This is a genomic window from Streptomyces sp. NPDC048718, from assembly GCF_043198875.1.
Lineage (GTDB): Bacteria > Actinomycetota > Actinomycetes > Streptomycetales > Streptomycetaceae > Streptomyces.
Window position 1 is genome coordinate 473,159 of the sequence record NZ_JBICVG010000001.1, and the last position, 18,420, is coordinate 491,578.

Annotated in this window: 16 protein-coding genes and 2 pseudogenes; 5 read left to right on the forward strand and 13 right to left on the reverse strand. The window is 70.1% G+C overall.

Annotated elements, in window-relative coordinates; all coding sequences use genetic code 11:
* Nucleotides 1–197: 197 nt before the first annotated feature.
* From ACGFRB_RS02215 to ACGFRB_RS02250, 8 genes are all read right to left on the reverse strand, one after another.
* A complete protein-coding gene (locus ACGFRB_RS02215) occupies nt 198–2,699 on the reverse strand; it encodes an Ig-like domain repeat protein (RefSeq protein WP_393237848.1) in 2,502 nt (833 codons plus the stop codon).
* Nucleotides 2,700–3,064: 365 nt separating this feature from the next.
* Entirely contained in the window at nt 3,065–3,373 is a 309-nt protein-coding gene (locus ACGFRB_RS02220) for a hypothetical protein (RefSeq protein ID WP_363009900.1), read from the reverse strand.
* Between the two features lie 419 nt (nt 3,374–3,792).
* Nucleotides 3,793–4,602 (reverse strand): aminoglycoside phosphotransferase, encoded by an 810-nt coding sequence (locus ACGFRB_RS02225; RefSeq protein ID WP_363009898.1) that lies wholly within the window; start codon nt 4,600–4,602, stop codon nt 3,793–3,795.
* A 378-nt stretch (nt 4,603–4,980) separates the two neighbouring features.
* Nucleotides 4,981–7,278 carry an Ig-like domain repeat protein gene (locus tag ACGFRB_RS02230; protein WP_393237853.1) on the reverse strand — a complete coding sequence of 766 codons (2,298 nt, stop codon included), beginning with the start codon at nt 7,276–7,278 and terminating at the stop codon, nt 4,981–4,983.
* Between the two features lie 220 nt (nt 7,279–7,498).
* Entirely contained in the window at nt 7,499–8,494 is a 996-nt protein-coding gene (locus ACGFRB_RS02235) for a hypothetical protein (protein ID WP_393237856.1), read from the reverse strand.
* Nucleotides 8,495–8,535: 41 nt separating this feature from the next.
* On the reverse strand, nt 8,536–8,736 hold the full coding sequence (locus ACGFRB_RS02240; protein WP_393237859.1) for a hypothetical protein: 201 nt from the start codon (nt 8,734–8,736) through the stop codon (nt 8,536–8,538).
* Between the two features lie 218 nt (nt 8,737–8,954).
* Nucleotides 8,955–9,575, reverse strand: a complete 621-nt coding sequence (locus ACGFRB_RS02245) for a hypothetical protein (RefSeq protein WP_393237862.1) — start codon at nt 9,573–9,575, stop codon at nt 8,955–8,957.
* 62 nt (nt 9,576–9,637) lie between these two features.
* Nucleotides 9,638–10,351 (reverse strand): DUF5701 family protein, encoded by a 714-nt coding sequence (locus tag ACGFRB_RS02250; RefSeq protein ID WP_393238221.1) that lies wholly within the window; start codon nt 10,349–10,351, stop codon nt 9,638–9,640.
* Nucleotides 10,352–11,113: 762 nt separating this feature from the next.
* On the opposite strand from ACGFRB_RS02250, the gene ACGFRB_RS02255 reads away from it, so the two are divergent.
* Nucleotides 11,114–12,301, forward strand: coding sequence for an RICIN domain-containing protein (locus ACGFRB_RS02255; protein WP_393237865.1), 1,188 nt, complete (start codon nt 11,114–11,116; stop codon nt 12,299–12,301).
* Nucleotides 12,302–12,414: 113 nt separating this feature from the next.
* Here the strand turns inward: ACGFRB_RS02255 and ACGFRB_RS02260 are convergent, their stop codons facing one another.
* From ACGFRB_RS02260 to ACGFRB_RS02270, 3 genes are all read right to left on the reverse strand, one after another.
* Nucleotides 12,415–12,981, reverse strand: a complete 567-nt coding sequence (locus ACGFRB_RS02260; protein ID WP_393237868.1) for a Uma2 family endonuclease — start codon at nt 12,979–12,981, stop codon at nt 12,415–12,417.
* A 48-nt stretch (nt 12,982–13,029) separates the two neighbouring features.
* Complete coding sequence (locus ACGFRB_RS02265; RefSeq protein WP_393237871.1) at nt 13,030–13,926, reverse strand: helix-turn-helix domain-containing protein; 897 nt, start codon at nt 13,924–13,926, stop codon at nt 13,030–13,032.
* 279 nt (nt 13,927–14,205) lie between these two features.
* Nucleotides 14,206–14,646 (reverse strand): ATP-binding protein, encoded by a 441-nt coding sequence (locus ACGFRB_RS02270; protein ID WP_393237874.1) that lies wholly within the window; start codon nt 14,644–14,646, stop codon nt 14,206–14,208.
* Nucleotides 14,647–14,788: 142 nt separating this feature from the next.
* On the opposite strand from ACGFRB_RS02270, the gene ACGFRB_RS02275 reads away from it, so the two are divergent.
* The 4 genes and pseudogenes from ACGFRB_RS02275 to ACGFRB_RS02290 all read left to right on the forward strand — a co-directional run.
* Nucleotides 14,789–15,667, forward strand: a complete 879-nt coding sequence (locus ACGFRB_RS02275; protein ID WP_393237877.1) for a helix-turn-helix domain-containing protein — start codon at nt 14,789–14,791, stop codon at nt 15,665–15,667.
* Nucleotides 15,664–15,855, forward strand: coding sequence for a DUF397 domain-containing protein (locus ACGFRB_RS02280; RefSeq protein ID WP_393237880.1), 192 nt, complete (start codon nt 15,664–15,666; stop codon nt 15,853–15,855). Before ACGFRB_RS02275 ends, ACGFRB_RS02280 begins: the two co-directional genes overlap by 4 nt.
* Before the next feature lie 10 nt (nt 15,856–15,865).
* Nucleotides 15,866–16,027 (forward strand): annotated as a pseudogene (locus ACGFRB_RS02285) (DUF397 domain-containing protein); the annotation flags it as partial.
* Between the two features lie 21 nt (nt 16,028–16,048).
* A pseudogene (locus ACGFRB_RS02290) lies at nt 16,049–16,207 on the forward strand (DUF397 domain-containing protein); the annotation flags it as partial.
* A 122-nt stretch (nt 16,208–16,329) separates the two neighbouring features.
* On the opposite strand, the gene ACGFRB_RS02295 reads toward ACGFRB_RS02290, so the two are convergent.
* Nucleotides 16,330–17,223 (reverse strand): hypothetical protein, encoded by an 894-nt coding sequence (locus ACGFRB_RS02295; RefSeq protein ID WP_393237883.1) that lies wholly within the window; start codon nt 17,221–17,223, stop codon nt 16,330–16,332.
* A gap of 151 nt (nt 17,224–17,374) precedes the next feature.
* The gene (locus ACGFRB_RS02300) at nt 17,375–18,076 is read right to left on the reverse strand and encodes a hypothetical protein (protein ID WP_393237886.1); all 702 of its coding nucleotides are present in this window, start codon (nt 18,074–18,076) and stop codon (nt 17,375–17,377) included.
* Nucleotides 18,077–18,420: the final 344 nt, after the last annotated feature.

The window sequence follows — 18,420 nt, forward strand, 5'->3', positions numbered from 1 at the left end:
CCCCGCCCCGGGGCGGGATTCCACTCGGTCGGCGGGTTAGGTGGGCCGCACTTCACCCCGTTGGTCGTCATCGGATGCCTTCGGGGATGCGGTCGCCCCGGTGGCGGTGTAGAGGCGTACCCGGTGACGGACGCGTGCCCCGCTCCCGACGGATCGGAAGCGGGGCACGCGAGGGGGAGGGGCGGGGTCCCGAAGGGTTACGCGCTCTTCGCCGCCTTCTTCCCCCGGCCGTAACCCGAGCCGTAGCCCGAACCCGAGCCGTAGCCGGAGCCGCCGGAGCCGTAGCCGTCCTGGCCGTCGTCCCCGCCCGAGCTCACCCCGATCGTGGCGCCGGCGGTGTTGCTGGTGACGTGCTCGCCCAGCGGATCGGTCGCCGTCGCGTGGGCGGTGTTCGTGACGAGGCAGACCGTGCCACCGCCACCGCCACCGCCACCGCCACCGCCGTAACCGCCGTCCCCGTGCCCGTCCCGGCGCCCGTGCTCACGCCCGTCCCCCCGGTCCCGGCGCCCGCTCCCCTTGCTCCCGCGCGGCCCGCACACGGCATCCGCCTCGGTCACCGTGTAACTGCCCCGGCAGGTGGTGCTCTCCCCGCGCGCGAGGGAGGTCTCGTCGCAGGTGACGGAGTGGACCAGGTTGTCCGTGACCGTCAGCCCGTGCAGGGCGGTCTCACCCGTGTTGGTGATGGTGTACGTGTAGTGCGCCGTGTCTCCGACCTGGAACGGACCGGTCGACTCCGCCCGCTTCGACAGCGAGAGCCCGGGCACCTCCGGCTGGGTCAGGACGACGATCGCGGCGATCGCGTGCGGGCTGGAGGTCTCCTGGCCGGTCGGGGACAGGGCCCGGGCCTGCGCCAGGTTGACCACCTCGCACCCGCCCGCCACCGGCGCGGGGCACGGCGCGATGCTCGCCTCGGTCACGGTGTAGCTGCCCCGGCAGGTCGTGTTCTCACCGGGCTGGAGACTGGTGGCGTCACAGGTGACGGTCGGGATCAGGCTGTCCGTGACGGTCACGTCGTGCAGCGCGGTGTTGCCGGTGTCGGTGACCGTGTACGTGTAGTTCACGGTGTCCCCGACATGGAACGGACCGGTGGACGCCACCTGCTTGCTCAGCCCGATCGACGGGATCGGCGCCTCCTCGATCGTCACCGTGACCGGCTCGGAGACCGAGGCGGGACAGGTGCCGTCGCCCAGGTAGTGGGCGGTGATCGAGTGCGTGCCCACGGCCAGGTCGAAGACCCAGGTGTACGCGTAGCCGCTGTCGTTGACGGCGACGGTGTCGATCGGGGTGTCGCCGTCGTAGAAGACGACATCCCCGGTCGGCGTGCCGGCGTTGCAGGTCACCTGCGCGCTGAGGACGACCCGGCGCCCCGGGGTCGACGTGGTCGGGTTGGCGGTGAGGGTGGTCCGGCTCTCGGCCGCCACCTCCTCGGCCAGGGCCAGGGTGAACTCGCCGCCGGCCGCGATCGCCGTGGCCCGGCGGAGGGCGGGCAGATGCGTCCGGACCGGGGAGAGGGTGAAGGTGGGGGTGGCGCCGATGCCCAACTGCCCCGCCGTGTTCCACCCCGTGGAGTAGACGCTGCCGTCGGACATCAGCACCACGCTGTGGTAGCGGGAGGCGGTGATGGCGGTGGCCTTGGTGCCGGGCGGAAGGTGCATCGGGACCGGGGTGAGGCGGTTGGTGGTGGTGCCGACGCCCAGGTTGCCGAAGCCGCCGTTGCCCCAGACGAGGACGCCGCCGTCGGAGGTCAGCGCCATGCTGTGCTCGCCGCCGGCGGCGATGGCGGCGATGTCGGTGCCGGCCGGCAGGTCCACGTAGGCCGGGGTCGGGTCGCTGTCGGTGGTGCCGTTGCCGAGCTGCCCGTACTCGTTGCTGCCCCAGGCGAGCAGCCGGTTGTCATCGGTTAGCGCCAGACCGTGGATGCCGCCGTAGGAGATGGCGGTGACGCGGGTGCCCGCGGGGATGTGGACCTGCTCCGGGAGGGTGTGGCGGGTGAAGTCGACCGTACCGATGCCCAGTTGCCCGTAGTTGTTGCTGCCCCAGGCGAAGACCCGGCCGTCGGAGGCCAGCGCCATGCTGTCCGAGCCGTTCTCGGAGGCGGCGATGGCGGTGACCTCGACGCCGGCGGGCAGGTGCACCTCGACCGGCGAGTTGCGCTGGGTGGTGGTGCCGTCCCCGATCTCTCCCTGGGAGTTGAACCCCCAGGCGAAGAGCCGGCCGTCGTCGAGCAGGGCCAGGCTGTGCGCGAATCCGGCGGCGATGGCGGTGACCCTGCTGCCGGCGGGCAGGTGCGCCTCGACCGGGGTGCTGCTGTTGGTGGTGGTGCCGACCCCGAGCTGCCCCCGGACGTTCCAACCCCAGGTGAGGAGACGGCCGTTGGAGGTCACCCCCATGCCGTGGAAGTAGCCGGCGGTGATGTCGGTGAGCCGGGTGCCGGCGGGCAGGTCCACGGGGCCCGGCAGATAGCTCCGTTCGGTGGTGCCGTTGCCGAGCTGCCCGTAGTTGTTGTCCCCCCAGGACAGGGCGATGTCGGTCGGCGGGACCGGTGAGGGGACCGCCGCGCTCGCGGGCGGTGCGGCGATCCCTGCCAGGCAGAGGGCGGCGGTCAGGGCTGCGGCCAGGGTGGCGATCAGGGTACGCAGCGGGGTCCGCGCCCGGCCCTCGCCGCCCGCGCCACCCTCGCCGCGGGTGCGGGGTCTCATCACGTCTACGGGAAGTGTCACGGCGTCCCTCATTTCCCGCCCCGCCGCGCACGCCCCGCGCCGGGGCAGGATTCCACTCGGTCGGCGGGTTAGGCGGGCCGCGCTTCACTCCGTCGGCCGTGCGCGGACGGGTGCGGGGGTGCGGTCGCGGTGGTGGCGGTGTAGAGGGGGAGGCCGGTGACGGGGTCCGAGTAGGAACGGACCAGGAAACCGGTGTTGCTGTCAGAAATGCGGGCAGCAGGCTCACGACGACGCCGGGCGCACTGGAATCCGTCCGCTGATCTGCGGCTCAGCTCATGAGTTGTGACGAGAACAGCCGGAGCCGGGCGAGCACCGCGCCCGGCTCCGGCCACTCGCGATCTGCGTCAGGGGACGATCACGTGGAACGGCTGGTCGCCGGCCTTGCCATTGAGGCCGGTCAGGACCTGGAAGGTCTGGTCGGTGTCGGACGTGTCCGTGGTGGACACGAAGATCTCGGCGCCCCAGTTCGCCGACCGGTTGAGGGTGGCGATCGGCACGGCGCGCGCCAGGCGGACGTCCGCGTCCACGGTGATCCGGTATTCGCCGTTGCCCACCTTCTTCACCCCCGTGACTCCCTTCGAGCGGACCACGGTCCCGTCCTTCTTCACGACGGCTGCGGCCTGGGCGTAGGGAGCAAACGCGTTGTCATCCATGAAAAACCCCTCCTGATCTGTAAACCGGTCCGCTGTGCGCGGACTATGGCAGACACCATCTTCAAGACGCGACGGCCACTGATCAGATTTTTCGGGGAAACTTACACCTTATCGTGTGATCTTCTTCTACAGCATGTTTCACATCGTTTATCCGGGTGGTACCCGCTCCCACCTGCACCGAACCCATGATCATCAGCGCGAGTGACCCACGACGGCCACGGGATGCTCTTGGAGCGTGGAGGGCTCGCTACGGCGTCGCCCGCGAGGGCGGTGATCCGGTTCTCGTACTCGCGGCGGGCTGCCAGGAGCTCGCGAGGAACCCCACTGCGCCTCCTCCCCACGCCCGTGACATGGCCGCGCCGTACGAGGGCGCCGTGGTCGAGCGCGGCGCGAGCCCGTACGTGGAACTCCGTACGGGCTCACGGGGATGCCCAGTGCCAGGCCCACGCCCGTGCGGCGGTGACGGTGCGCTCCAGGTCTTCCGCCCCGTACTGCTGCCACGCTTCCCACCATCGGGCCTCGGCTTCGGTGAGGACGGCAACCGCCTCCCGAGATGCCTCCGTGAACGCGGGCACCTTCGCGCACCAGCGCGCGGCCTGCTCAGGGGTCTGTCCACCGTCCAGGACCAGCCGGAAGCCCCACAGCGCCGTATCCAACCAGGCGGGCGCGCGCATCGCCCACGCCCAGTCGATCATCCACACCCGGCCGTCGCGTCCGGTCATGAAGTTGGAGGCCGCCGGGTCGCAGTGCGCGAGGCGATCACCGGTCAGGAGGGATTCGGCGGACGGGTCGCAGTACTCCCCCCACTTCTCCCATGCCGTCCGTCGCACCACCTCCGGCGCGGCCCGCCGGCTCAGTTCCCGCAAGACGGCGGCGACAGCGTCCAGGTGCTCGCCATCGTCGCCGAAGCAGGTCCAGGCCGATGCGTCCAGGCCCTCGAAGCACACCACGAGCCAGCCGCCGGCCTCCTCGTGCCACAGCACCTTCGGCGCGGTCGGCGGGAGGAACGGGGCGACCGCGACCTCGGTCCGCAGCTCTCCGATCCGCTCGTGTGTCAGGGGCAGGCCCTTGAGGAACACCATCCCGGGGCCGGACGTCGGCCAGGCCCAGCAGGCGAGCGCCGAGCTGGTGCCGTTCTCCACCTCGACTCGCGGGCAGTCCTCGCCGACCCGGGCGGCGAGGACTGCCCGCGTTGCGGCGGGCAGTTCCTCGAACGGGAGTCGGTCCACGTACACGGAAGCGTCAGCTCCCCGGCTTGGGCGGCTGGGGGTTGGCCGGCGGGAATGGAGGGTTTTTATCCGGTCTGGTCGGCGGTCCGGTGGACGGTCCGCCCGGCGGCGGCTTGGACGCGGGCCCGGGAGACGGGCGCCTGAGTTCGGGGAACCTCGTCGTCATGCAGGGACGGTACCGGCCGCATCCTGGCGGCTGCCGGGCGTTGCCGGCATGTGGCCGGATCGCGTCCGTGGCTCAAGCGCCACGACTGTCCGTCCTGGTCATGTTGTCCGCCACTTCTGACAACAACACCGGTTTCCTGGTCCGTTCCTACTCGGCCCCCGTGACGTACGGGTGCCCCGCCCCGAGGTGTCGGGAGCGGGGCACACGGTGGGTTACGCGGTCTTGGCCTCCTTCTTCCCCCGGCCGTAGCCCGAGCCGTTGCCGTAGCTACCGGAGCCGTAACCGTCGTGGCCCCCGCCGTTCCCGCTGCTCACCCGGATGGTGGCGGTGGCGGTGTTGCTGGTGACCGTGGCGCCCTCGGCGTCGGTCGCGGTGGCGTGGGCGGTGTTGGTGACGGGGCAGGTGGTGCCGTGGTCGCCGTAACCGCCGTCCCCGCTGCCGCGCGGCCCGCACGAAGCGTCGGCCTCGGTGACGGTGTACGTACCGTGGCAGGTCGTGCTCGCCCCGGCGGCGAGGGTGGTCGTACCGCAGTCGACGTCCGCGACCCGGTCGTCCGTGACCGCCACCGAACTCAGCGCGGAGTCACCGGAGTTGGTGACCGTGTACGTGTAGTCGACGGAGTCGCCGACCTGGAACGGACCGGTCGCGTCCGCCCGCTTGGCGAGCGTCAGGCCGGAGACCTCCTGCTGCTGGACGGTGAGGGTCGCCGTGGCCTGCTCGCTGGCGACTTCGTGACCGTCGGGCTCGAACGCGGTGGCCTGCGCGAGGTTGGTCAGCGCGCAGCCCCCGTTCGCCGGCTCGCACGGCGTGATGTCGGCGGCGGTGATCGTGTGGCTGCCCTGGCAGGTGGTGCCGTTCCCGGCCGACAGAGTGGTCGCCGCGCAGGCGACGCCCGTGACCCGGTCGTCGGTGACGGTCACCTGGTGCAGCGTGGTGTCGCCGGTGTTGGTGACGGTGTACGTGTAGTCGACGGTGTCACCGACCTCGAACGGCCCGGCCGACGCCACCTCCTTCGTCAGGCTGATCCCCGGGACCGGGGACGGGACCGTTTCCACGATCACCACGACGCCGATGGACTCCGACGGTGGGCAGTCGGCGTCGCCTTCGTAGTGCGCGGTGATCTCGTTCGGGCCCACGGGCAGGGTCGTGGTCGTCAGCGTCGCGTTGCCGCTCGCGTCCAGGGTGCCGGTGCCGATCGGCGTGCTGCCGGCGTAGAAGACGACGTTCCCGGTCGGCGTCCCCGCGTCACAGGTGACGTGCGCGGTCAGGGTGACCTCGTCGCCCTGGGTGACCGTGGTCGGGGTGGCGGTGAGGGTGGTGTGGCTCGTCGACCGTACGGCCAGGGCCAGGCTGAAGTAATCGCCGGCCGCGATGGCGGTGGCGCGCTGGCCGGCGGGAAGCTGGACTGTGACCCCCGGCGTGCTGCGGTTGGTGAGGGTGCCGTCGCCCAGCTGGCCGTAAGTGTTGCTGCCCCAGGTGATGATGCGGCCGTCGGACGTCAGCGCCATGCTGTGGCCGTTGCCGCCGGCGAGCTTGGTGGCCTTGGTGCCGGCGGGAAGCTGGATCTCGACCGGCGTGTGACGGTCGGTGGTGGTGCCGTCGCCCAGCTGCCCGAAGTAGTTGTTCCCCCAGGCGAAGAGGCCGCCGTCGGTCGTCAGGGCCAGATTGTGCGCGTGGCCCGCGCCGACGGTGGTGACCGTGGTGCCGGCGGGCAGGTGCACCGCGACCGGCGTGCGGCGGTTGGTGGTGGTGCCGTCGCCGAGCTGGCCCCAAGCGTTGTACCCCCAGGCCAGGAGATGACCGTCGGACGTCAGAGCCAGGGTGCACTCACCTTGGGCGAAGACACCGGTGACCTGGGTGTCAGGGGGAAGCAGCGCCTCGACCAGGCTGGTGGACTGGTTGACGGCGGAGCCGTTTCCGAGCTGGCCGGTCATGTTGTATCCCGCCGACAGGACGCGGCCGTCGCTGGTCAGCAGCACGCTGGTGTAGTCGCCCGCGACGATCGCGGCGATGTGCGCACCGGTGGGCAGGGTCATCTCGACCGGCGTGTGACGGTCGGTGGTGGTGCCGTCCGCCAGCTGGCCGAAGAGGTTCTGGCCCCAGGCGAAGACGCGGCCGTCGGAGGTGAGCGCCATGCTGTAGGCGCGGCCCGCGTCGACGGCGGTGGCGTGCGTACCGGCGGGGAGGAGTGCTTCGACCGGTGTGGTGTGCTGGGTGGTGGTGCCGTCGCCGAGCTGCCCGGCGAAGTTCCCGCCCCACGTGAGCACCCGGCCGTCGGACGTCAGGGCGATGCTGTGTGACTGGCCCGCGGCGATGGCGGTGAGCTGGGTGCCGGCGGGAAGGTCCACCCCGACCGGCGTGCGGCGGTTGGTGATGCTGCCGTCCCCCAGCTGGCCGGAGTCGTTGAAGCCCCAGGCCAGGGCGATGTCGGTCGGCGGGGACTGCTGCGCGTACGCGGGTGGCGCGGCGAGCCCGGTCAGACACAGGACCGCGACGGCAAGGGTGGCCACCACTGCCGTCAGAGCGGCGCGCGCACGACTGCCCGCGCGTGCCGCCGGTGAAAACGGAGATGATCTCATGGCACGTGTCTACGGACAGCCGGGGGAAGTCGCCGGACAACACCCCGGCCCACTGCCCGAAACCCCCCGGTCGGCGCCAGGCCCGGTCGGCGCCAGGCCCGGTCGGCGACAGCCGGGGGGACGCCCGTAAGGAGTCAGGGGCAGGGGAGCTTCAGCGGACCTGACGGCTGAGGAATTCGACGAACGGGCCGGTGAAGTCCTTCCCGCTGAGTGCCTCCATGAAGAGGAACTGCCCCTGCGGGTTCACCTCCAGCCAGACGGGACACCCACTGGGGTCGAGCTTGAGGTCCACGACCCCCATGGCCAGGTGAAGCCGCTCCAGCGTGTCGGTCATCCGGGCGGCGGTCGCCTCGTCCACCGTGGTGGGACGGGTGATGCCGCTGACCAGCCCGCGCAGGTTGCACCGCCAGTCCAGTTCGTCGCTCTCGATCTCGACGGCGTGAACATCGAACCCGGACCCGGACCCGGACCCGGACCCGGAGCCGGAGCCGGAGCCCAGACACAGCGCGCGGATGTGGCGCGTGCCGGGAACGCATTCCTGGTAGATGGCCGGTGTCATCCGCATGGACTGGTCGGCAGCGAGGTGCGCGTCCGTGACCCGGCGGGTCAGGAGCGGCCGGGTGGAGCATCCGCGAACCGTCTTGACGATGACCTCACGGCCCCGCGCATTCAGTGAGGCGCAGAATTTCCGTATTTCGGCCGGGTCTTGGCTGATCAGGGTGAGGGGCACCTGGAATCCCGCCGACCTGGCCGCGCGGAGTTGGACCAGTTTGTTCTCGGCGGTGCTGGTGGCGTGGGGGTGGCTGATCCAGGTGCCGGAGAAATCGTTCAGCAGAACACCGAGGAGCGCGTTCCGGCAGTCGTTGTCGACGAGATCCGCTTCGGCTTCCCCGGTTCCTTGGGGCACGAGCTGATGCATGACAGGGCGCCGCCACCACACGGCGCCGATCTCCCGGACATCGATCCGTCCGCCGTCCGCCGTGGGAAGCGTGGAGGTGTCATCCGACCAGGTGAGGCCGTCGTGGCCGCAGATGCCGTCGGCCTCGATCAGGTCGCATCCGACCCCGGACCGACGCAGTCCCTCGCGTACGACCGCCGCATGGAGGTCGTCCCGCTCGGAGACGATGGCGACATGTCTCACGGCCACATGGCCTCCATGGGTTCATACCGGATTCTCACTCCGGTGTTTCACATGGCGTAGTCCACCTTGGAGTCGCACGGTTCGCCGCCGCACGTGGAGAACGCGCAGGTGCCGCCTTCGCCGTCGTCCATCCGCGCGTTGGCGTAACGCCTGACGGCTGCTTCCCACTCGCGGAGTTCGGCGGGTGCCTTTTCCTTGGAGGGGCCTGGCTGGTCCAGGAAAATGATGGGCCTCGGCTGCTCGGTCATGATGATGACCCTCCGTACACGAGCGCGAGTGCGAGGCAGCCAGATCCTTGAGTCCCCTGAATGCCCGCACTGGCTACCTTCAGGATCGTCCCGTACCCTCCGCGCGGCAACTGCGCGGGTTTAGTGGGAAAATCAACCTTCTTCGTCCTCCGGCGCGGCCAGGGGAGCGATCAGGGGGCGCACCCTGATCGCTCCCCTGGCCGCTGCCGAGGTTCGGTTCAGGTCAGGGTGAAGCTGGTGAAGTTCAGCTGCACGAAGGGGCCGTCGAACGTGTTGGTGCGGGTGCCGCGTGCCGTGTCGGCCTCGACCGCCCGCAGGAACATCCCGCTGGTGGCGGTGCCGCGGCCGATCTCCACGACGGAGCTCGTCCCGGTGATGGTGCGCGTCACGGCCATCGAGGTGGGCGGGCCGTCGTTCCACGTGACGGTCTCCCGCGTCTTCAGCACCAGCTCACCGGCCGTGTTCACGGTCGCCGTGCCCACGCCGTTGACGCTGCCGGCATTGAGGCCGGGCCGGCTGGGCGCGGTGCAGTTGAGCAGTCCGCCGACCACGAGGGCGCGGCCGGTGGGCCCGACACGGATGCCGAAGTTGGTGCTGCTGGTGCAGATGACGAGAGGCTGTGCGGCCTGCGCCGGAACGGTTGTCGCGGACGCCGCGAACGCCATCGCTCCGGCCAGGGCCAAGCGGCCCAAATGCCGTGAAATTCGCACGGTTTCGCCTTTCCTGAATTCCCGACGTACGGTGATTTGTCCGTACGGAATCGAGATTCCCGGCTCCGTTTCGGCGAAAACCGGACGGCGGCGCAACTGTCGCCGCACGCGGCCCACTTGATTGCCCACTCCCCTTTGGCTGCTCCAGGGGTGATCAAGGGGCCCGGCCCTGGGGCTGCCCGCTCACGTCCTCACGCGGAGGGGTGCTCCACGAGGGACCGGCGCCCCGTCGCGGAGGCGAAGCCGAGCCAGGTGTGCCGGTTGCCCGCCCAACACCAGCCGACCTTCGGGGTGTTACGGCGTTCGCGGCCGTCGCGGCCGGTGCCGTTACTGATCCAGAGGGCCGGGGTGCGGGCGTCCAGGGCGCCGTTGGGTTTGCGGAGCCGGGAGCCGATGGTCATGAAGCAGTGGTTGCGCTCCAGGGCGGCGGGCTGATGCAGGAGCCAGTGGATGCCCTCGGTGAGCAGCAGCGGGGTGCGGTCGTCCTTGGTGAGTGCGGGCAGCGCCTCGTCCGGGCTCCAGTTGGCCAGGTGGTCGCCCCGGTCGAGGCCGGTGAGGAGGTAGAGCGGGGTGTCGGGCAGGGCGATCGAGTCGAGCGGGGAGAAGAGGTCGACATCGGCCATGTCGGTGACGACGAACCCGGGCTTGTCGTCCCGGCGGAGCAGCGGCGCCAGGAGGGAGGCGGGGGCGCGGTCGGGGTGGACGGCGAGCAGGGCGTCATCGGTGTCGCCGAGGCCGAGGCCGTCGGCGGCTGTGGATGCGGCTGCGGCGAAGGCGCGGAGTGCGGCGGCGGACAGCCCCGCCGACTCGTGCACCCCCAGCTCGATCAGGCGCTCGGCCTGCGCGCTCAGCGCGGGCAGGGCCGGAAGGGCCGGAAGGGCCGGAAGGGCCGGAAGGGCGGGCAGGGCGGGGGAAGCGGGGGCGGAGTGGGTGGCGGGGGTGGCGTCGGACACGTTGCTCCCGGAGGTTGCGGCGTGGACGGGCCCCCGGCCAACGAAGCGGCCCGCCCGGTGGTTCCCGCCGGGGCCGTCCTCGCTGCCGGGAGTCCGTGGGGGTCCGCGCGTTCGGGTGAACCAGCGGGTGCACGGCGGGGGCCGCTCTCGGCCCGGGGTATCTCGAAACGGTGGGAGCGACGAGGCGCCGGCAGCTTCCTGGCCCTGGACTGACCTCCTTCTTCCACGTCCCGGCGCACGCCGGGTCGGGGAGGCCGTGAGGCGTCGGCGGACATGGCCGGGCGGGGCGAGCGGGTCGGGCGGGGGTGGCGGCGGAGGCGGTGTGTGCAGCACACAACGGCCAAGAGTGGGGGACGTTTCCGGAATCAGCCCGTGATTGACCGGAACGTGGTTACTGGAAAGTCTCGTTCCGGTCTGTACGTGTCCCCGCCCCGGGAATACTTTTTAGCTCGTCTTCACACTCCCTCCACCCGGCCTCCCCTCGGGATGCCCATGCGGAGTGCGCGTGCGGGATAAAGGTTCAATGTTTGACATGTTCGCGCCAGAAAATTCTCTGGTCGGGCAGTGCGGGAGGAGCAAGGTCTGCCGCTCTCTCCCGCGTTCCCTGAAGTCAACCAAGGAAGAAGGTCGATAGTCGCGATGTTCCGGAGAAAGAATCCCAAGCCGGGTGGCGTAGCTCCCGTCTCGAAGATGCGGCGCCTGGGTGCCGCCGCCATGGGTATCGCCGTCGCCGCCCTGGGGCTGGTCGTCTCGCCTCTGGCCACCGGTTCGGCGTCCGCGGCGCCGGTCTGCAACACCGACGGGATTTACTGCGGAGCCCTGGAGCTCGTCAGGGGTGACGGCAGGGATTGGGCCGATGTCGCGGCGACCGGCGGAGTCGGCAGCGCCGTGCAGCTGTCATACGATCTTGGCCGCGCAAACCACTGGATGTTCGTTCCCAGTGACAAGGGAAATGGCACTTTCACCATTCGCCATGCCTCCAGCGGGCTGTGCCTCGATGTCTCTGGTTCCAGCGAGGCCACGCTCATGGCGACCTGTGCGGGGCAGAGTTCTCAGGAATGGTACGCCCAGCCGCTGCAGTCGACGTGGCAGGTCTACCCTCAGTTCCGTATTCGGCACGTCAATGACGACAAATGCATGAACGCCTGGGGTGGAAGTACGTCACCGGGCACCACGGTCGGCCTGTATGGCTGCCAGGGCTCGAGCGGCTGGAACGACCACATCACGATCTTCAGGTATTCGGACTTCAACAACGGCCGGGAGGTCGCGCCCGAGCTGACCGACCAGCTGAAGTCCTGGGCCACGATGTACGCGCTGAACCAGTTCAACAACAAGTCCAGCGTCATTCCGACCGCCACCTTCGACGTGGGCACCCCGGCCCCGGCGCGATCCGGCCCGGCTCAGGTCGTGGGCCCCCCGGCGTTCGCGGGCTCCACCGGGTCGACCTACTCGTACGGCTGGTCGCAGAGCACGGGCTACACCTTCAGCAACGGCGGTTCGGTCACGGTCACCGGAACGGTCGGCACCGGCCCCCTGAGCACGTCGCCCGTGGCGGCTTCGCTCTCCGTGGCCATTCAGGGCTACTGGGGAAGTCAGTGGAACACCACCACGACGCAGTCGGGTCAGGTCCAGTTCGACATCGCCGCCGGCCAGGTGGGCTGGGTGGCCCGAGCGCAGCTGCTCAAGTCGATGACCGGTACGTGGAAGATCACCAACGACAAGGGTGAGACCTGGCAAGGCACGGGCACCGCCACCATTCCGGCGGTCGACGGCACCGACTCCCCGAGCAACGCCAGTGTGCTGTACCAGTGCACGACCAACCCGAACAATCTGACGTGGGCCGAGGCCTGCTACAAGACGGTCCCCAACGGCTACTCGTACCCGGCGACCCGCCCGGCGTGATGTGCCCATCGGGCGCGGCTTCCGCCGAGCTCTTCAGCTGCTGTTCAGGCTGAAGGCTCGTGGCGGGAGCCGCGCCTTGGCGTTCTCAGGAGGGAGTCCTGTGAAGCCTGCTCTCACGGGTACGCGGGCAGGCCCTCCGTGGAGATCGTCCACGCGCCGATCGTGACCGGCTCGCCGTAGAAGAAGTTCTCGCGGGTGGCGTAGCGCGAGCCGTCGGGGGTGGGATGGATGTCGGAGAAGACGGCACCGGACTCGGTACGGGGGTCGAAGACCGCGTAGGTGGGGATGCCGAGGAGCGGGTAGTCGCGCAGCTTGCCGACCCAGTCGTTGTCGGGGTGGGAGCGCGAGACGACCTCGACGGCGGCCACGAGGGTCCGTGGGTCGAAGGCGCCGTCCCCTTCCATGTCCGCCCAGGGGATCACCATGACGTCGGGGTGCCGCAGGATCCCCTCGGGCGCGCTCTCGACATCGGGTTCGCCCGCGTGGGCGAGCAGGTCGTCCGGCAGGACGCGTTCCAGTCGCCGCCGGATCAGCGCGACGGTCAGTCCGTGGGGACGGTTCGGAGCCGGCCGGTCGTGGACGATTCCTTCTTTGGTGATCTCGAACCGGCCGGGAACCGTGTCGTCAAGGAGGGCCAGTGCTTCGCGCATGGTCCGGTAGCGCGGAGATGCGGTGGTCATGGCGCTGGCTCTCGTCTGTGCCCTGGGGGCCGAGTCATCAGCTTCATGCTAGGCGGCCTGGCTCTCAGGAGGGCGGCAGTCGCGGCAGCGGCCCGGGTCCGGGGCGCGGAAGGCGCGTTCGCAGCCGTCGCAGGTCTGGAGGGGGATCACGTCCGGGCGGCGGGGGCCTGCCGGGAGTGGCGGTGGCATGAGGTTCGTGAGGCGGTGGGCGAGCAGGGCCGCCGGGTGGCGGAGGTCGGGCGGGAGGCTCGCCGAGAGGGTGCGGAGGACGGCGTCGGGGCGGGCGCCGCGTTCGAGCCAGGTGGTGAGGCCGGGCGCGAGGCGTTCGATGGCGCGGGCGGAGAGCAACAGCCGGGGGTCGTGGACGCGGAGGCGGACGAGGAGTTCGGTGGCCTGCCGGTAGCGGCGGGCGAGCGGCGGGGGCGGCTCCTCATCCGCTGCGGGGTCCGGCTCGGGCTCCGGCTCAGGGTCCGGGTCAGGCTCAGGGTCCGGCTCGGGCTGCGGCTCAGGGTCCGGGTCCGGGTCCGGCTCGGGGTCCGGCTCGGGCGGTGGAGGTGGTGGGGGCGGGGCCGGGGGCGGTGGGGTGGCGCGGGCGGGGCCGCGGTGCGCCGCTTCCTCCGCCTTTACTTCATCCTTCGGGCAGTTGTACGAGATCGTGCGCGGCAGGATGCGGCCGTCCGGCAGGCGTTCGCGGAACCGCTCCAGGTAGCCGTGCTTCTCCAGCTCGCGCATCGCGTTGGCGACACGCATCTCGCTTTCCGGGAACTTCGAGGCGATGGCCTTGATTCCGACCGACGCGCCGGCGGGCAGCGACTGGAGGTGAACCGCGAGGCCGATGGCCGTCAGCGAGAGCCCCTCGTGCTGGGCGAGGCGATTGCAGACGATGGTGAACCGTTGCCGCAGTCGGACATCGCGGTGAACGAGCCCGATGGCGTGCGCGGGCACGCTAATCTTCCTGGAAGCCACGGGAAGTTGGAGCCTTCCTCGATGGTCAGGCCCTCGGCCGGGATTGCAGTCCCGCCGGGGGCCGACGCATGTCTGGGGGTTGTCGCGGCGAGCATATGTCGCACAACCGGACCAAAATCCAGTCGAGTTGCCATAAGTCACCCTGTTGGACGAATGGGAGTCGACGGGAGGCAGGAGGGGTTGGGAACGGTTCTCGCCCAAGTCCTTTAGCTCTTACGTCGAGGGGAGCCGCGTCGCGAACGGTCGCGACGCGGAGTATCACTTCGAGGCCCGTCCGGACGCGGGCAGATCCACCTCCGCCCACACCGTCTTGCGGGGCGTCGGCCCCTGCCGGACCCCCCACTGCCGCGCGAGCGCGTCGACCAGGAGCAGCCCCCGCCCGGACTCCGCCGCACCGCCGGGCAGACACATGTGCGGGATCCGATCCCCACGGGTGTCCGTGACCTCGATCCGCAGGACGTCCGACAGCGCGAACATCTCCACCTGGAAGTCCCGCCCGGACACCTGTCCGTGCGTGGCCGCGTTGTTCGCCAACTCGGCGATGATCTGCGCCGCTTCCTCCGCGACGGCGTTCAGCCCCCACGTCCGCAACTGCTCGACCGCCAGCAGTCGCGCCAGCCGCGCCCCGCGCGGCGTGGCGGAAAGCTGAATACCGAATTGGCGTACGGATGCCAAGAGTTGGCTTACTTCATCGTTCATGGCACCCAGCGTGGTGGCGTGTGCTTACGCTGACCATCGAACAGGCCCTCACGTACGGTAATTGTCTCGCGACTGTCCTGTCGTGTCCCGACTGTCTCGCGTACTGATCGGGGTAGTGCCTGCCGCACAAGGAGGTGCGTCCATGACTGTGGACAGCGTGAACGACTCGGAAGAGACAAACTCCGAGGAAGAAGAGGGTTGGCGCGTCGAACCTGGGGACGAATCGGGGGCGGCGGTGGTCCTCACCGTCGGCCGTCAGCTCAAGTTCTGGCGGGAGCTGAAGAGGGTGCGGGCGCAGGACCTCGGCACCCAACTCGGTTACGGAGAGGATCTGGTCCGCAAGATCGAGCGCGGTGAACGCATCCCGCGCCCGGAGTACCTGGACGGCGCCGACGAGGTGCTGGGGGCGCTCGGGGCCATCAAGGCGCTGAAGAAGGACCTGGAGGAGGTCCGCTACCCGAAGCGGGTGCGCGGACTGGCGAAGCTCGAATCGCGCGCGGTCGAGTTCTGCCTGTACAGCAACTACACGATCCACGGTCTGCTCCAGACGGAGGAGTCCTCGCGGGCGCTGCTGCGGACCTACCGCCCGGCGTACGGGCTGGAGGAGCTGGAGCGGTTCGTGAAGGCACGTGTGGCGCGGCGGGCGGTGCTGGAGAAGGACCCGGCCCCGGAGTTCAGTTTCATCCAGGAAGAGGTGACCCTGCGACGGCCCTTCGGGGGCAAAATGGTGATGCGGCGCCAGCTCGAACACCTGCTGGAGGTGAGTCAGTTGCCCCACGTCGAGATCCAGGTGATGCCGACCGAACGCGCCGATCACCCCGGGCCGGGTGGTCGAATCGAGCTGCTGAAGTTCGGTGACGGCACGGCCGCCGGGCGCACCGACGGCGACTTCAACGGCCAGCCGGTCTCCGACCTGCGGAGGCTCCGGCTCTTGGAGCTGCGCTATGGCATCATCCGCTCAACGGCCCTGACTCCGGCGGAGTCGCGGGACTACATCGAGCAACTGCTGGGAGAAACATGATCGGCAAGACCGAGCTGGCCTGGTTCAAGAGCAGCTACAGCAGCAACAACAACGGCAACGACTGTGTCGAGGTCGCCACGGTCCCCGGCACCGTGCACGTCCGCGACTCGAAGGACGTCGAGCGTACGAGCCTCGCGTTCGGCGCCGACGCCTGGAACGGCTTTGTGGAGTACACCGCAGGCGCCTAAGGGAGGGCACATGCCCGAGCTGGACTGGTTCAAGAGCAGCTACAGCGACAACAGCAACGGCCATGACTGCGTCGAGGTCGCCACGACCCCCGGCACGGTCCATGTCCGTGACTCCAAGGACACCTCGCGACCGCACCTCGCGTTCGGGGCCGGTGCCTGGACGGGGTTCGTCCCCGAGCTGGACTGGTTCAAGAGCAGCTACAGCAGCAACGCCAACGGCAACGACTGCGTCGAGGTCGCCTCGACACGCGGCGCCGTCCATGTGCGTGACTCCAAGGACACCTCGCGACCGCACCTCGCGTTCGGTCAGGGTGCGTGGAACGGTTTCGTCGAGTTCGCCGCAGGCGCGTAAATCTCGAAGTCCCGTACCCGAACCCGACAGCCGGTCGGCGCAGCGACCGGCCCCGAGGCCCCGAAGAGGGCGGCCCGGCCACGACGGCCGGGACCGCCCTCTCGTGCTGTCCGGCCGGCCGCTTACGAGCCGGGCAGGAACGAGGCCGATGCGTTGGAGTCGGAGTAGAACGCCACTCCAGGGGAGGAGAACGTGCCCGTGGCCGTCGCGTCGAGGGGGTAGTTGCTGGAGAAGCCGCCGCCGCCGACCACGACGTTGCTGAAGGTGACGGACCACGCCTGGAGGGTGTTGTTGCAGGTGGTGATGGGAACCGAGCCGTATCCGGCGGCCGGCTGGTTCTGGGTGGAGACCTGTTGCCCGTTGACGAACACGGTGCCGGGGGTGGGCACGTCGGGGGAGCAGATGTAGTAGCCGCTCAGGCTGACGTAGCCGACGCCGTTGTAGGTCGCGGTGGGGTCGATGTGCACGTACAGGGCGTCGCTGATGGTGCGGGCGGTGCTGGTGACCGTGGTGACGCCGTCGCTCAGGATGGCGGTCACGGTGATCTCTTTGAGGGTGGTGAAGCCGAGCGCGACGGCGCTCACCCGCTGGGTCGAGTTGATCTGGCGGGGCCCGCAGGGGACGGAGACCTCGTTGCTGGCTTCGGTGAGGCCCTGCCTGAACTCCAGGCGCAGTTGGGCGCGTCCGTCGGGCTCGTTCGACTTGGTGCACGTGTAGGTGGCGACGGCGGAGATGCCGCCGAGGGTCGGGGTCACGCTGTTGGGGTTGACGCTGACGTCCATGTCGGCGGTGGCGGTGGTGGCCGCGGCGACGGTGGCGCGGGGGGCGGGGACGGGGGCGGCGGCGGTCGCCGCGTGGGCGGGTGGTGCGTGGTCCACCGCGTACGTCCACCATCCGGAGACGAGCAGGACGAGGGCGGTCAGCGCGGCCAGGACGCGCTTCTGGCCGCCCGCCCTTCCGGGTGGCGGCGGGGCGGCGGGGTCGGGGGTGGGGGTACGGCGAAGAACACCTCTCATCGACGTTCACCTTCCAGGAGAGAGGCAGTGCCCCACCACGACACACCCACCCAAATCGAACGCGCAAGAGGCGTATACCGGGGGGAAAGTGGACTTCCGCGAGCCGTAGCGGAGGGCTGAGACTCCTGCGCTCCTTGCGCGCTCCCGGGCCTCAAGTGACCCGAAAGCCTCTCCCGCCCGGGGCCCGCCCGGACGCCGGCCCCGTCAGCCCGCCCAGGGAAAGGCGCCGATCGGCCAGTCGCCGAGCCAGAAAGCGCCGGCCGACGGCTCCGCGAGGCCTTCGGTGGAGCCGTCGTGCGGCAGCAGTTCGGTGGGAGCCACGTACCCCTCGCCCGGCCGCAGCAGGATGCGGATGAGCCGGAGGCCGGTCTTCTCCGCGTACTCCCGTATGTGGGTGGTGTGGGGGAAGAGTCGCCTCCTGCGGCTGGCAGCGGACGAAGGCCACGGGCCCCAGAGCACGCACCCGGTCGAACGTCGCGTAGGTCAGACGGCAGTCCTCGAACAGGCTGTCGTCAAAGGCGACTTCGCTGATCCGGGCGCCCATGAGGGCGCAATTGCGGAAGACCGTCTGGCGGGTCTTCGCCCCGGTCCAGGCGAGCGAGGCGGTGTCGCAGTCGAGGATTTCCACGTTGGACACCGTGGTCCCCTCCATGGTCCAGCCGCGGGTGGAGAGCCGGCTGATCCGGCCGCTCTGGAGATGCCCGTCGACCAGGTCGAGCGCGCGCAGGTCGTGGCCGTCGGCCATGAAGTCGCGCACGGTGTCCGAGCTGACGAGGGAGTCCACGGGCGCCAGGTACGCGGGGTCGATCTCGGGCAGGGTGACGGTGGTCCGGCCGACGGTACGGGTGCTCACGGCGGTGCTCCAGGAGGAAGGGAGAAAGGGGGCAGGGTGTGGCGCGGCGGCGGTGGGCCGCCGAGACGGGGGCCGACCCCGGCGCATGACGACGCTGGGCCGGCCGCCGGTGATCTGACGGCCGGCGGGGCGCGGCGTCGGCCTTGGCGCAGCACCGGTCGACCGGCTGAACAGGTGCTCGCGTGCCCCTGGTTGACGACTTGACCGGTCTCGCCGGTGGCCGCGCGCGAGAGGGTCGGCAGGGCCGGGGAATCGTCAGGGAGTTGGGGGCGCGCGGAATGTTCGAATGCGCCCATATGTCTTCGAACGTGCGGTTCAGCCGATAATCGACGGGCATATTCACC

Bases quoted from the DNA above. Each gene is read 5' to 3' on its own strand.
- ACGFRB_RS02275 (WP_393237877.1), top strand. From the start codon at position 14,789: ATGACTGTGGACAGCGTGAACGACTCGGAAGAGACAAACTCCGAGGAA.
- ACGFRB_RS02215 (WP_393237848.1), bottom strand. From the start codon at position 2,699: ATGAGACCCCGCACCCGCGGCGAGGGTGGCGCGGGCGGCGAGGGCCGG.
- ACGFRB_RS02270 (WP_393237874.1), bottom strand. From the start codon at position 14,646: ATGAACGATGAAGTAAGCCAACTCTTGGCATCCGTACGCCAATTCGGT.
- ACGFRB_RS02220 (WP_363009900.1), bottom strand. From the start codon at position 3,373: ATGGATGACAACGCGTTTGCTCCCTACGCCCAGGCCGCAGCCGTCGTG.
- ACGFRB_RS02260 (WP_393237868.1), bottom strand. From the start codon at position 12,981: ATGACCACCGCATCTCCGCGCTACCGGACCATGCGCGAAGCACTGGCC.
- ACGFRB_RS02295 (WP_393237883.1), bottom strand. From the start codon at position 17,223: ATGAGAGGTGTTCTTCGCCGTACCCCCACCCCCGACCCCGCCGCCCCG.
- ACGFRB_RS02255 (WP_393237865.1), top strand. From the start codon at position 11,114: ATGGGTATCGCCGTCGCCGCCCTGGGGCTGGTCGTCTCGCCTCTGGCC.
- ACGFRB_RS02280 (WP_393237880.1), top strand. From the start codon at position 15,664: ATGATCGGCAAGACCGAGCTGGCCTGGTTCAAGAGCAGCTACAGCAGC.
- ACGFRB_RS02240 (WP_393237859.1), bottom strand. From the start codon at position 8,736: ATGACCGAGCAGCCGAGGCCCATCATTTTCCTGGACCAGCCAGGCCCC.